The sequence below is a fragment of the Streptomyces coeruleofuscus genome (genome assembly GCF_039532725.1).
Taxonomy (GTDB): domain Bacteria; phylum Actinomycetota; class Actinomycetes; order Streptomycetales; family Streptomycetaceae; genus Streptomyces; species Streptomyces coeruleofuscus.
On the sequence record NZ_BAAASE010000003.1, the window covers coordinates 495,529 to 508,447 of the forward strand.

The 12,919-nt window shown below is 72.0% G+C and carries 14 protein-coding genes; 3 read left to right on the forward strand and 11 right to left on the reverse strand.

Annotated features, from left to right (window positions below):
* Positions 1–179: 179 nt before the first annotated feature.
* Positions 180–518 (forward strand): P-II family nitrogen regulator, encoded by a 339-nt coding sequence (locus ABFX81_RS13480; RefSeq protein ID WP_086847395.1) that lies wholly within the window; start codon positions 180–182, stop codon positions 516–518.
* 21 nt (positions 519–539) lie between these two features.
* Here ABFX81_RS13480 and ABFX81_RS13485 read toward each other — a convergent pair whose 3' ends face one another.
* The 9 genes from ABFX81_RS13485 to ABFX81_RS13525 form a co-directional block, all read right to left on the reverse strand.
* On the reverse strand, positions 540–1,016 hold the full coding sequence (locus ABFX81_RS13485; protein WP_086847393.1) for a hypothetical protein: 477 nt from the start codon (positions 1,014–1,016) through the stop codon (positions 540–542).
* A 171-nt stretch (positions 1,017–1,187) separates the two neighbouring features.
* Positions 1,188–1,541 (reverse strand): cytidine deaminase, encoded by a 354-nt coding sequence (locus tag ABFX81_RS13490; protein ID WP_086847391.1) that lies wholly within the window; start codon positions 1,539–1,541, stop codon positions 1,188–1,190.
* Between the two features lie 20 nt (positions 1,542–1,561).
* Positions 1,562–1,921: an MmcQ/YjbR family DNA-binding protein gene (locus ABFX81_RS13495; RefSeq protein WP_086847389.1), complete on the reverse strand. Its 360-nt coding sequence runs from the start codon at positions 1,919–1,921 to the stop codon at positions 1,562–1,564.
* Positions 1,918–3,222 carry a CNNM domain-containing protein gene (locus ABFX81_RS13500; protein ID WP_086847387.1) on the reverse strand — a complete coding sequence of 435 codons (1,305 nt, stop codon included), beginning with the start codon at positions 3,220–3,222 and terminating at the stop codon, positions 1,918–1,920. The genes ABFX81_RS13495 and ABFX81_RS13500 overlap by 4 nt, the downstream gene beginning before the upstream one ends.
* Positions 3,223–3,230: 8 nt before the next feature.
* Complete coding sequence (ybeY, locus tag ABFX81_RS13505) at positions 3,231–3,728, reverse strand: rRNA maturation RNase YbeY (RefSeq protein WP_059414063.1); 498 nt, start codon at positions 3,726–3,728, stop codon at positions 3,231–3,233.
* Between the two features lie 13 nt (positions 3,729–3,741).
* On the reverse strand, positions 3,742–4,809 hold the full coding sequence (locus ABFX81_RS13510; RefSeq protein ID WP_346138100.1) for a PhoH family protein: 1,068 nt from the start codon (positions 4,807–4,809) through the stop codon (positions 3,742–3,744).
* Positions 4,810–5,035: 226 nt separating this feature from the next.
* Positions 5,036–6,172, reverse strand: a complete 1,137-nt coding sequence (locus ABFX81_RS13515) for a carbohydrate kinase family protein (protein WP_346138101.1) — start codon at positions 6,170–6,172, stop codon at positions 5,036–5,038.
* Between the two features lie 139 nt (positions 6,173–6,311).
* The gene (locus ABFX81_RS13520; RefSeq protein ID WP_086855305.1) at positions 6,312–7,601 is read right to left on the reverse strand and encodes an enolase C-terminal domain-like protein; all 1,290 of its coding nucleotides are present in this window, start codon (positions 7,599–7,601) and stop codon (positions 6,312–6,314) included.
* Positions 7,598–8,557 carry a 5-dehydro-4-deoxyglucarate dehydratase gene (locus tag ABFX81_RS13525; protein WP_428837168.1) on the reverse strand — a complete coding sequence of 320 codons (960 nt, stop codon included), beginning with the start codon at positions 8,555–8,557 and terminating at the stop codon, positions 7,598–7,600. Before ABFX81_RS13525 ends, ABFX81_RS13520 begins: the two co-directional genes overlap by 4 nt.
* Before the next feature lie 99 nt (positions 8,558–8,656).
* Here ABFX81_RS13525 and ABFX81_RS13530 point away from each other — a divergent pair, with 99 nt between their 5' ends.
* Together ABFX81_RS13530 and ABFX81_RS13535 are read left to right on the forward strand one after the other, a co-directional pair.
* Positions 8,657–9,436, forward strand: a complete 780-nt coding sequence (locus ABFX81_RS13530) for an IclR family transcriptional regulator domain-containing protein (RefSeq protein WP_086855306.1) — start codon at positions 8,657–8,659, stop codon at positions 9,434–9,436.
* Positions 9,437–9,639: 203 nt separating this feature from the next.
* Positions 9,640–10,953: an MFS transporter gene (locus ABFX81_RS13535; protein ID WP_086855304.1), complete on the forward strand. Its 1,314-nt coding sequence runs from the start codon at positions 9,640–9,642 to the stop codon at positions 10,951–10,953.
* 46 nt (positions 10,954–10,999) lie between these two features.
* Here ABFX81_RS13535 and ABFX81_RS13540 read toward each other — a convergent pair whose 3' ends face one another.
* On the reverse strand, positions 11,000–11,992 hold the full coding sequence (locus ABFX81_RS13540; RefSeq protein WP_346138102.1) for an adenosine deaminase: 993 nt from the start codon (positions 11,990–11,992) through the stop codon (positions 11,000–11,002).
* 20 nt (positions 11,993–12,012) lie between these two features.
* Positions 12,013–12,918: a ribonuclease Z gene (locus ABFX81_RS13545; protein ID WP_086850945.1), complete on the reverse strand. Its 906-nt coding sequence runs from the start codon at positions 12,916–12,918 to the stop codon at positions 12,013–12,015.
* Position 12,919: the final 1 nt, after the last annotated feature.

Here is a 12,919-nt window from a genome sequence, read left to right on the forward strand (position 1 = left end):
TCTCCCTGATCCACAGAGCCCTGCCGCACAGGCGCCCGAACCTCCCGCCGAGTGCCTCCGGCCGCAGTCCGGGCTGGACCTTACGGTGCACTCCGAGACGGCCTACGATCACGGCATCCTGGGCCACGGCGCCCCGGTCTCCCCCTCCGTCGTCTCCCCCGCGCAGAAGGTCCCCAGGCATGAAGCTCATCACCGCGATCGTCAAGCCGTACCGCCTCGACGAGATCAAGAACGCCTTGCAGGAGCTCGGCGTGCACGGCCTGACCGTGAGCGAGGCCAGCGGCTACGGCCGGCAGCGCGGCCACACCGAGGTGTACCGCGGCGCCGAGTACCAGGTCGACCTGGTGCCGAAGATCCGCATCGAGGTCGTCGTCGACGACGCGGACGCCGAGGCGGTCATCGACGCGGTCGTGAAGGCCGCGCACACCGGCAAGATCGGCGACGGCAAGGTGTGGGCGCTGCCCGTGGACACGGTCGTGCGGGTGCGGACGGGCGAGCGCGGGCCGGACGCGCTGTAGGTCGCGCCCGGCCCGCCGGGATCAGTCGAAGACGAACGGGCCCGGCGACTGCGGCCCGGTCGCCGTGCAGGTGATCGTGATGCCGAAGACGGTCATCTTCAGCGAGCCGCCGAAGGCCTCCAGGCTGTCGCCGGAGGCCACGGTGCCGCTGAGGGGGCCGACCTCGACCGGGGCGCCGGCGGCCATCGCCGGGTTCTGAGTGCCGGTGAAGTCGACGGTGCCGCCGCCGGCCTTCACCAGGGTGAGCGTGGACGCGATCGAGTCCTCGCCGAGGGCGATCGGCGCGGTGATCGCGGACGACTTGACGGTGAGGGTGGCGGCGGTGCCGTCCTGCGTGGCCGTGAGCGCGGCCTCGCCACTGCCGAAGGTGCCGCAGTCGGCGCTGATCGTCGCCGTCTGGGGGGTGACGGCGAGTGCGGCGGGGGCGAAGGCGAGCCCGGTGACCGCGAGGGCCCCGGCCGCCAGGGCCGCGCCTGCTCCTGTTCGCTTGCGTCTCATGGGATTCCGGCTCCGTTTCCGTGTGGGGGGACGCTCGGCAGGTGAGTGCGGGCACGTCACGCGAGCGCCGAACCTGACGGTCCGTCGGAATGTACGGATCCCATTGATGCGCGTGGGGCAGACAGCGGCAAGGTTGAATTCGCGCCTAATTACCGCCGGTTACAGCGGACTTCAGCCGGCGGTCACGGTCGTCCGCACCGTCCCGTCGGGCCCGGCCACCAGCACCGGCGTCCGCGCGCCCCCGAGATCCCGTACCGCCGCCCGGTCCTCGTCGGACACGGTCTCCGCCTCCGTGACCACGGCCGCGGCCTCCAGCGACTTGGCGCCCGAGGCCACCGCCATCGCCACGGCCGTCTGGAGGGCGGTGAGCTTCAGGGAGTCGAGGGCCACGGTCCCCGCGACATACGTACGTCCGGTCTCGTCCCGCACGGCCGCCCCCTCGGGCACGCCGTTGCGGGCCCGTGCGGAACGGGCCAGGGTGACGATCTTGCGGTCCTCGGGGTCGAGCGCGCTGCTGTCGGTCATGATCCGAGCATACGGAAGCGTCAGGGCCGGTCGAGGCGGAGGCGGTCCGCTCGCGGCAGGCCCGCGACGACGAGGTCGTAGGAGTCCTCGACGAGCTCCCGGACCAGCCGGTCGGGGAGTCCCCCGTCGGCCGTGACCGTGTTCCAGTGCCGCTTGTTCATGTGCCAGCCCGGGACGATCAGGCCCTCGTGCTCGTGGCGCAGCCGGATCGCGTCGTCCGGGTCGCACTTGAGGTTGACCTTCAGGGGGCGCGCGTCGAGGTGCGACAGGGCGAACAGCTTGCCCTGGACCTTGAAGACCGAGATCTCCGGGCTGAACGGGAAGTCCTCGACGGCCGCGTTGAAGGACAGGCAGAAGGCGCGCAGTTCCTGCGGGGTCATTCCGGCTTCTCCTCCTCCACGGGATCCGCCGGGTCCACCGGCTCCGCCAGCACCGTCACGATCTTGTTCCGGCGGCCCGCCGCGGCCTCCGCGGTCAGGCGCAGTTCCCGGCCGTCGGGGAGCTCCACGACGGAGGACGCTCCGGCGATCGGGACCCGGCCCAGCGCCTTCGCGAGCAGACCGCCGACCGTCTCGACGTCCTCGTCGTCGAACGCCTCCAGGCCGTACAGCTCGCCCAGATCGCCGATGTCGAGGCGGGCGGTGACCCGGTAGCGGTCCTTGCCGAGGTCCTCCACCGGCGGCAGTTCGCGGTCGTACTCGTCGGTGATCTCGCCGACGATCTCCTCGAGGATGTCCTCGATGGTGACGATGCCGGCGGTGCCGCCGTACTCGTCGACGGCGACGGCGACGTGGTTGCGTTCCTTCTGCATCTCGCGCAGCAGGTCGCCCGCGTTCTTGGTGTCGGGCACGAAGAACGCCGGGCGCATCGCCGTGGACACCTGCTCGGACTCGGCGTCGCGGCTGATGTGCGTCTTGCGGACCAGGTCCTTCAGGTACACGATCCCGACGATGTCGTCCTCGCTCTCGCCGGTCACCGGGATCCGGGAGAAACCGGAGCGCAGGGCGAGGGTGAGGGCCTGGCGGATGGTCTTGTAGCGCTCGATGACCACCAGGTCCGTGCGCGGGACCATGACCTCGCGGACGAGGGTGTCGCCCAGCTCGAAGACCGAGTGCACCATGCGGCGCTCGTCGTCCTCGATGAGCGACTCCTTCTCGGCCAGGTCGACCAGCGCGCGCAGCTCCGCCTCGGAGGCGAAGGGACCGCGCCGGAAGCCCTTGCCGGGGGTGAGCGCGTTGCCGATGAGGATCAGCAGCGACGGGATCGGGCCCATGACCCGGGCCAGTGGCACCAGGACGTACGCCGAGACCGTCGCCGTGTTCAGCGGGTGCTGGCGGCCGATGGTGCGCGGGGAGACGCCGACGGCGACGTACGACACGAGGACCATGATCGCGATGGCGATCAGGAGGGCCTCGGTCGTGTTGTCGAACTCCATCAGGCAGCCGTACGTGATCAGCGCGGCGGCGGCCATCTCGCAGGCGACGCGCACCAGCAGCGCCACGTTCAGGTAGCGGGTCGGGTCGGCGGCGACCTGTGACAGCCTGGCGCTGCCCCGGCGGCCGGAGCGCACGGCCTCCTCGGCGCGGAAGCTGGAGACCCGCGCGAGGCCCGCCTCCGCGCAGGCGAAGAGCCAGGCCACGATGACCAGGGCGACCGCGCCCAGGGCGAGTTGCGGACTCATCGGCGGCGCTACGAGACCGTCGGCGCCGGGGACGGGCCGGTCAGGCCCCGCTCCGCGCGCCAGCCGTCCACGATGGCCGCCTGGAGGCCGAACATCTCAGCCTTCTCGTCCGGTTCCTCGTGGTCGTAGCCCAGCAGGTGCAGCACCCCGTGGACGGTGAGCAGTTGGAGCTCCTCGTCCATGGAGTGCTGCGTGTCGGCTTCCTTGCCCTGCTTCTCCGCGACCTCGGGGCACAGCACGATGTCGCCGAGCAGCCCCTGCGGCGGCTCGTCGTCGTCCTTGGAGGGCGGGCGCAGCTCGTCCATCGGGAAGGACATGACATCCGTGGGGCCCGGCAGGTCCATCCACTGGATGTGCAGCTGCTCCATGGCGGCCGCGTCCACGACGATCACCGAGAGCTCGGAGAGCGGGTGGATGCGCATCCGCGCGAGCGCGTAACGGGCGATGTCGAGGATCGCCTGCTCGTCGACCTCGGTACCGGACTCGTTGTTGACGTCGATCGACATGGTGCTGTGGCTGCTACTTCCCCTTGTGCCCGGACTTGCCTCGGCTCTTGTGCGCGCCGTTCTGGGTGCCGTGCTTGGTGTCGTACTGCTCGTACGCGTCGACGATACGGCCCACCAGCTTGTGCCGGACGACGTCGTGGGACGACAGGCGGGAGAAGTGGACGTCCTCGACGCCGTCCAGGATGTCCTGCACCTGCCGCAGACCGCTCTTCGTCCCCTCCGGGAGGTCGACCTGCGTCACGTCACCCGTGATCACGATCTTCGAGTCGAAGCCGAGGCGGGTGAGGAACATCTTCATCTGCTCGGGGCTCGTGTTCTGGGCCTCGTCCAGGATGATGAAGGCGTCGTTGAGCGTGCGGCCGCGCATGTAGGCGAGCGGCGCGACCTCGATCGTGCCCGCGGCCATGAGCCTCGGGATCGAGTCCGGGTCGAGCATGTCGTGCAGCGCGTCGTAGAGCGGGCGCAGGTACGGGTCGATCTTCTCGTAGAGCGTGCCCGGGAGGAATCCGAGCCGCTCTCCGGCCTCGACCGCCGGGCGGGTCAGGATGATGCGGTTGACCTGCTTGGACTGGAGGGCCTGAACGGCCTTGGCCATCGCCAGGTACGTCTTGCCGGTACCCGCCGGGCCGATGCCGAAGACGATCGTGTGCTTGTCGATCGCGTCCACGTAGCGCTTCTGGTTGAGCGTCTTGGGGCGGATCGTGCGGCCTCGCGAGGACAGGATGTTCTGCGTGAGCACCTGGGCAGGGGTTTCCTGGCCGTCGCTCTCCCCGTTCTCGCTCGCCTTGAGCATGGCGATCGAGCGTTCCACTGCGTCCTCCGTCATCGGCTGTCCGGTGCGGAGCACCAGCATCATCTCGTCGAACACGCGGGCGATGAGGGCGACGTCCACAGGGTCGCCGACCGCGCTGATCTCATTGCCCCGGACGTGGATGTCGGCCGCCGGGAAGGCCTTCTCGATCACGCGCAGGAGGGCGTCGCCGGACCCCAGCACCGTCACCATGGGGTGCTGGGCAGGGACGGTGAACTGTGCTCTCGCCTGCTCCTGCGCGGGGGTGTGAGCTGTGGGTGTCTGAGTCATGGGCCGGCGCTGAAGGCCTGCGGTTCCTCCTCTTCACGGCCGCGTAGCTGAGGGCGGCCTCGCGATTCCCAGGGTACGACGGGGGACTGACAACGCCGTAGGGGTTTTGGGGTGGGGTTTGCAACCGGGGGCGACAGCGGCTCTTGACTCGGGCGATCCGGGGCGACGGTCCCTCCCGGCATGGGCCGGGGGTCCAAGGGGCGGAACCCCCTGGGCGGCCAGGGCGTCACGCCGAGCGCCGGAAGCCGATCGTCGGCACGGCCCGCCGCAACGGCCAGGGCCTCACCAGCTCCTCCGACACCAGGTCGGCCAGGAACCCGTACCTCTCCAATGCCACCGCCGACTGCCCCTCCACCGACTGCACCCGCCGCCACCACGCCGCGATCTCCGACCATCCCGGCGCCGACAGCGACCCCCCGAACTCCTGCACGGACAGCGCCGCGGTCAGCCCGGCGAAGGCCAGCCGGTCCGCCAGCGGCCAGTCCGCCAGCGTCCCCGCCACGAACCCGGCGACGAACACGTCCCCCGCCCCCGTCGGATCCAGCGCCTCGACCTCGATCGCCGGCACCTCCGCCGTCTCCCCCGTACGCCGGTCCACCGCGTACGCGCCGTCCGCCCCGAGCGTGACCACCGCGAGCGGCACGTGCTCGGTCAGCGCGTGCGCCGCCGCCCTGGGGCAGTCCGCGCCCGTGTACCGCATGGCCTCCTCCGCGTTCGGCAGGAACGCCTCGCAGTGCCGCAGGTCGGTCAGCGCCGCCAGGTCCCACGCGCCGGTGTCGTCCCAGCCGACGTCGCCGAAGACCCGCGTGCCCTTGCTCGCGGCCTGGGCGATCCAGGGCGCGCTCACGCCGGGGGCGAGGGAGGCGACGGCGGCACGCGCGCGGGGCGGGCACTCGGGGGCGGGCTCCTCCGGGGGCGGCTCGTGGCCGTGCGACACCATCGTGCGCTCCCCCTCGTAGGCCATGGAGACCGTCACCGGGGAGTGCCAGCCGGGCACCGTGCGCGACGGGGAGAGGTCGATGCCCTCACCGTGCTCCAGGGCGTCCCAGCAGTAGTCGCCGTAGTGGTCGTCGCCGAAGGCCGCCGCGAGGGACGTGCGCAGGCCGAGGCGGGCCAGGGCGGTGGCCATGTTGGCGACGCCGCCGGGGCTCGACCCCATCCCGCGCGCCCAGGACTCGGTCCCGCGCACCGGGGCGGAGTCGAGCCCGGTGAAGATGATGTCGAGGAAGACGGTGCCGGTGAGGTAGACGTCCCAGGGCGGGTCGTCCGGCGCGCGCAGCGGGGCGAGGGGATCGACCTGGGTCTGGCGGTGCGATCCCTTTCCGGCCGGGCCCTTTCCTGCCGGGGCGGTGGACGCGATCACGATGCGCTCCCTGACGTGGTGCGGATCAGGCCAGTCTGCACCACATCACTGACAACGTGACGCCGATCACGCCAGTCCCCCTCGTTCCGTCAGCCCACGCCGGACGCCGCGCGCCCCCTGGGCGACCGGAGAGCCGGGGCTACCAGCGGGGCATCGAGGGCGTCACCCACTCCGGGTCGGCGACCCGCATGGCCGCCGCGTCGTCGCGGTCCCGCAGCGCCCCGTCGTCGTCCAGCCACCGCCGGTGCAGTGCGGCCAGCCGCTCACGGTCGAGCTCCACGCCGAGCCCGGGCGCGTCGGACACGGGCACCTTGCCGCCCTCGAAGGCGAGCCGCTCGGTGAGCACGTCCTCCGACTGCCAGGGGTAGTGGGAGTCGCAGGCGTGGTGGAGGTTCGGGACGGTCGCGGCCACGTGGGTCATCGCGGCGAGCGAGATGCCCAGGTGGGTGTTGGAGTGCATCGACACACCGACGCCGAAGGTGCGGCAGACGGCGGCGAGCTGCTGGGTGTTGCGCAGTCCGCCCCAGTAGTGGTGGTCCGAGAGCACCACCTGGACGGCGCCCCTGGTGAACGCCTCCTTGATCTCGGCGAAGGTCGTCACGCACATGTTGGTGGCGAGCGGCACCCCGGTCCGCTCGGCGACCTCGGCCATGGCGGGGATGCCGAGGGCCGGGTCCTCCAGGTACTCCAGGACGTCCCCGAGCTCCCGCGCCACCTTCAGCGAGGTCTCCAGGGACCAGGCGCCGTTGGGGTCGAGCCGCAGCGGGTGCCCGGGGAACGCCTCGGCGAGCGCCCGTACGGCCGCGATCTCCTCGTCGGGCGGGAAGACACCGCCCTTGAGCTTGAAGGAGGTGAAGCCGTACCGCTCGGTGAACCGGCGGGCCTGTTCCACCACCCCGGCCGGGTCGACGGCGGCCCCCCAGTCGTCCTTCTCGCAGGCGACGCCCTCAGGGTGGCCGGCCCACTTGTAGAACAGGTACGCGCTGTACTCGACGGCGTCGCGCACCTTGCCGCCGAGCAGCGCGTGCACGGGCAGTCCGAGGGTCTTGCCGAGGGCGTCGAGGCAGGCCACCTCGAAGGCGGAGACGACGGAAAGACGCAGCTTGTCGGCGGTCTGGACGCCGCGCAGCCCGCCGACGTCGACGGCGTTCTCGACCCGGGCGGCGTCCACCGCGACCTGGTCCGCGAGCGTGAACAGCCCGTTCAGATCACTGACCTGCCGTCCCTTCAGCCGCTCGGCGAAGGGCCGGGCCAGCTCCAGGTACTTGGTGTCGCCGTAGGTCTCCCCCAGGCCCGTGACCCCGTCCGCCGTGACGACCTCGACGATCAGCCGGGGCGTGTACGGCTGGTGCACGCCCTGCGTGTTGAGCAGCGGCGGGTCCGCGACCAGGATCGGCGTCAGCCGTACGTCGGTGATGGCGAGGTTCACAGAGCGGCTCCCACGAGGTCGAGTCCCGCTTCGAGGAGGGCGGTCAGGGCGGCCAGGTCGGCGGGCGAGGGGTCGGTGAGCGGGGCGCGCACGGGACCCACCGGGTGGCCGCGCAGCCGGGCCGCCGCCTTCACCAGCGACACGGCGTACCCGGGGACGCGGTCGCGCAGTTCGACGAGCGGGACGTAGAAGCCGCGCAGCAGCTTGTCGACGGTGCCGTGGTCGCCGTCGCGCAGGGCGGCGAAGAAGGCGTCGGAGATCTCGGGGGCGAAGGCGTGGACCGCGGAGGAGTAGGCGGGGACGCCGACGGCGGCGTAGGCGCGGGCCTGGATCTCGGCGGTGGCGGCGCCGTTGAAGAACAGGAAGTCCTCGGGCGCGGCGAGGGTGAGGCGCTGGAGCCGGTCGAGGTCGCTGTGGCCGTCCTTGAGGCCGATGACGCCCGGCAGGGCCGCGATGCGCCTGAGCGACCCGGCGGTGAACGCGACCTGTCCGCGCTGGTAGGCGATCAGCGGCAGCCGGGTGCGGGCGGCGATCTGTTCCAGCTGGGCGACCAGCCCGTCCTGCGGGGCGGCGACGAGGTAGTGCGGCAGCACGAGGAGCGCGTCGGCACCGGCCTCCTCGGCGATGCGCGCGAACCGCACGGCCTGCGCCCAGCCGTACCCGGTCCCGGCCACGACCGGTACGCGTCCCGCCGCCTCCTCGACCGTGATGGTGACGACCTGCCGGTACTCCTCCTCGTCGAGCGAGAAGAACTCGCCGGTGCCGCAGGCGGGGAAGACGGCGCCGGGCGAGGTGGCGAGCCGGTCCGCGACGTAGGCGCGGAAGCCGTCCGGGTCGAGGGTGCCGTCGTCGCGGAAGCTGGTCAGCGGGAACGACAGCACGCCGCCGGCCATGCCCTCCCGCAGCCGGTGCGCGACCCCACCCGGGCCGGCGCTCACCGTCATCTCCTCGGTCATCCCCTCGCCATCTCCTTATGTAGACGCCATTTATGTATGAGAATGATGGCTGGGTACGCGAACGTCAACCGCCCGGGCCGGCGCGATTACGATCGGCGCATGTCAGACACAGGGGGCGTCCGCGAAGTGAAGTCCGCGGCCCGCACGGTCGAGCTGCTGGAACTCCTCGCGGCCCGAGGTGACCGCCCGGCACGGCTCCAGGAGCTGGCCGACGAACTCGGCGTACCGCGCAGCTCGATGTACGCGCTGCTCCAGACCCTGATCTCGCGCGGCTGGGTCCGCACCGACGTCACCGGCTCCCTGTACGGCATCGGCATCCACGCCCTCCTCACGGGCACCAGCTACCTCGACTCCGACCCCCGGGTCCGGGTCGTACGGCCGTACCTCGACGAGGCGTCCGAGGCGCTCGGCGAGACGATCCACATGGGCCGGCTGGACGGCCGGGACGTGGCGTACCTGGCGACGCGGGAGTCGCACGAGTACCTGCGGACCATCAGCCGGGTCGGGCGGCGACTGCCCGCGCACGCCGGGGCCCTGGGCAAGGCCCTGCTGGCGGAACGCCCGGACGCGGACCTGCCCGAGGCGCCGTACGAGGCGCTGACCCCGAACACGCACACCAGCCGGGAGTCCCTGGCGGCCGACCTCGCCCGGGTCCGGGTGCGTGGCTGGTCCGTGGACCGGGAGGAGGGCGTGACCGGCATCGTCGGCTTCGGGTTCGCGCTGCGCTACGACACCCCGGCGCTGGACGCGATCAGCTGCTCGGTGCCGGTGGCCCGGCTCACGCCGGAGCACGAGGAGCGGATCGTCGCCGTGATGCGGGAGATCCGGGCGAAGGCGGAGGCGACGGTTCCGGGGTCCGGGTCGGTGCGCTGGCGTTAGCGGAAACCCGCACGCCACCTCGGGAAAGGCGCTCGTCTACCCGGACTTCACCGCACCAAACGCAACGTGCGCTACATCACACCCCGTGGGTTAACTCGTACGACTACTTGCTTGATACAAATTGCCCGCGCGTTCCTGTCCGTCGACGGTCGTCGCCCAATCCCCCTCCTCCGCCGCTCCTTTCGCATGCCCTGGGAACGCCCGTGTTCGCCCCCCGCACCACCCCCTGGCCCCTCGTCGCCCTTTTCACGGCCGGGTACCTCGCCCCGTATCTGCTGCCGACCACCGTCGGCAGACTCGACTCGGGCCTTCCGCTCTCCGCCACCCAGGCCGGCGCCGTCGGCAGTGCCCTGCTGCTGAGTTCGGCGACCGCCGGATTCGCCCTGGCCTCACGGGTCGAACGGATCGGGGCCCGCGCCCTCGCCCGGCTCGGGCTGGCACTGGCCCTGCTCGGCTACAGCGGTGCCGCGCTGGCCACCGCCGTCCCGGCCGTCGTCGCCGGTGCCCTCGTCGGCGGGTTCGGATCCGGCACGGCCACCACCGTCGCCGCCACCCTCATAGCCGCCCAGCGAGACCCGCACCGGGCCTCCACGGCCGGTCTGCTCACCGTCTCAGCCCTGGCGGGCGCCGTGTATCTGACGGTCCCGCACCTCGGCCCGGGGCACGGTCTGCCCCTGGCCGCCATCGCCCTCACGGCCCTAGCCGTGTGGCCGCTGACCGGCCGCCTGCCCGCCGGTATGCCCGCCGCGCCCGCGCGGCACGACAAGGCCCGGCTACCCCACGCCCGTTCGGGCCTGGTGCTGGCCGCCGCCATGCTGTGCTGGTCGCTCGCCCAGAACTCCCTGTGGGGCGTGAGCGGACAGATCGGGCTGACCCAGGCCCACCTCGGCGAGGCCACCGTCGGCGCGGTGTTCGCCGTGGCGCTGGGCACCGGGCTGACCGGCGTCCTCGCGGCGGGCGCGCTCGGGGCGCGGCTGGGACGCGCGGTGCCGATCGGGGCGGGCACGGTCCTCATCGCCGGCTGCATCGTGCTCAGCGCCTCCGCGACCGACCTGGCGAGCTTCGCGACCGGCGAGATCGCCTGGAACACCCTGTATCCGGTGGTGCTGTCGTACGTGATCGGGCTCGCCGCCTCGCTCGACCCGCGCGGCCGCTGGGCGGTGCTCGTCGGCTCGGCGTCCTCGCTGGGCACGGCCGCCGGGCCGCTCACCGGCAGCGTGCTGTCGGCGCAGGCCGGGTTCCCGGCCATGGGCGCGATCCTGGCCGCCGGTCTGCTGGTGATCGCCCTGCCGATGACCGCCGTCGCCCTGCACACGAGCGGGCGGCCGCTGCTGGCCGGGGCGATCCGCCGCCGCGGCGGCCACCCGGCCGCCCTGGTCGCCGCCACCACGGGCACCCCCACCGGCGCGGTCCCCGAGATCGGCGCCCGGGAACAGCAGGTGGTGGAGATCCCCGTGGACACCCCGGCCGTCCCGGCCCAGCGCGCCTACGGCCAGGCGGGGTCGGAGGTCTTCTGAGGCCGGGGGTCCTCTGGGGCCGGGGTCCTGCGAGGCCGCGGGTTCCTCAGCGGAACTCGTAGGCCTCCACCTCGGCGAGATACCGAGCCCGCAGCTCCTCGTCGTCCTCCAGGAACGAGGCGAGGAAGGAGTTGCGGGCGAGCTCGCGCAGCCGCTCCTCGCTCAGGCCGAGGGTGCCGCGCACGGCGTCGAAGTTGTCGCCGGCGTAGCCGCCGAAGTACGCCGGATCGTCCGAGTGCACCGTGCACATCAGGCCGGCGTCCAGCATGGCGGGCAGCGGATGGTCGGCGAGGGTGTCGACGGTCCGCAGCCGGACGTTCGACAGCGGACACAGCGTCAGCGGCACCCGTTCCCGCACCAGTCGCTCCACCAGCTCCGGGTCCTCCACGCAGCGCAGCCCGTGGTCGACCCGCTCGACGCCGAGGACGTCCAGCGCCTCGGTGATGTACTCCGGCGGCCCCTCCTCACCGGCGTGCGCGACCCGCCGCAGCCCGAGCGCGGCGGCGGTCTCGTACACCTCGCGGAACTTCGCCGGCGGATGCCCGACCTCGGCCGAGTCGAGTCCGACGCCGGTGATCCGGTCCAGGTACGGCTTGGCCGCCTCCAGGGTCGCCAGGGCCGACTCGGCGGACTCGTCGCGCAGGAAGCACATGATCAGCCGCGTCGAGACGCCGTGCCGGGACTCGCTGTCGCCCAGCGCCCGCCACAGCCCCTCGACGACCGTGCCGAGTTCCAGCCCGCGGCTGGTGTGGGCCTGCGGGTCGAAGAAGATCTCCGCGTGCCGCACGCCCTGGGCGGCGGCGCGTTCGAGGTACTCGTTCGCCAGGTCCTCGCAGTCCCGCTCGGTGCGCAGGACGGCCATGAGCTCGTAGTACAGGTTCAGGAACGACTGGAGATCCTCGAACCGGTAGGCCTCGCGCAGTTCTTCCGTGTTCGCGTACGGCAGCGTGAGGCCATTGCGCGTGGCGAGCTCGAAGGCGAGTTCCGGTTCCAGGGTGCCTTCGATATGAAGGTGCAGTTCGGCTTTGGGGAGGGACATCAATTCATCGTACGGGCGTTTCACCGACGCTTCGGAACCGGCACCCTCAGTAGATCGTGCGCCACGGTCAGCTCTCCCTCGTACCCCGCCGCCCGCGCCTGCCGCTCGAACTCGTCCGGGTCGGTGTAGCGCTGGCTGAAGTGGGTCAGCACGAGGTGCCGCACACCGCCGTCCCGGGCCACCCGGGCGGCCTGACCTGTCGTCAGGTGCCCGTGCTCCACCGCGAGTTGCTCGTCCTCGTCGAGGAAGGTCGACTCGATGACGAGCATGTCGCAGCCCTCGGCGAGCGCGTACACTCCCTCGCACAGCCGGGTGTCCATGACGAACGCGAACCGCTGCCCTCGCCGCGCCTCGCTGACGTCCTCCAGGGAGACCCCGCCGAGCGAACCCTCGCGCTGGATCCGGCCGACGTCCGGCCCCTTGATGCCGTGCGCGGCGAGCCGCTCGGGCAGCATGCGGCGGCCGTCGTGCTCGGTGATCCGGTAGCCGTACGACTCGATCGAGTGCGACAGCCTGCGGGTGTCCAGCGTGTACGACGGCGTGACCGCGAGCACGCCGTCCCCGTCGGCCGGGGCCTCGGTGATGACGACGGTCGCGCGGTAGGGCGTGGCGTACTGGAGCCGCTCGTAGAAGCGCTGCCCGGACTTCGGGTAGTGGGCGGTGATCTCGTGCGGCACCTGGTCGAGGTTGATGCGCTGGATGACCCCGGGGAGGCCGAGAGCGTGGTCGCCGTGGAAGTGCGTGACGCAGATCCGGTTCAGGTCGTGCGCGGCGACCCCGGCTCGCACCATCTGGCGCTGTGTGCCCTCGCCGGGGTCGAACAGGATGCCCTCGCCGTCCCAGCGGAGCAGGTAGCCGTTGTGGTTGCGGTGGCGGGTCGGGACCTGGCTGGCGGTGCCGAGAACCACGAGTTCGCGTACGGACAAG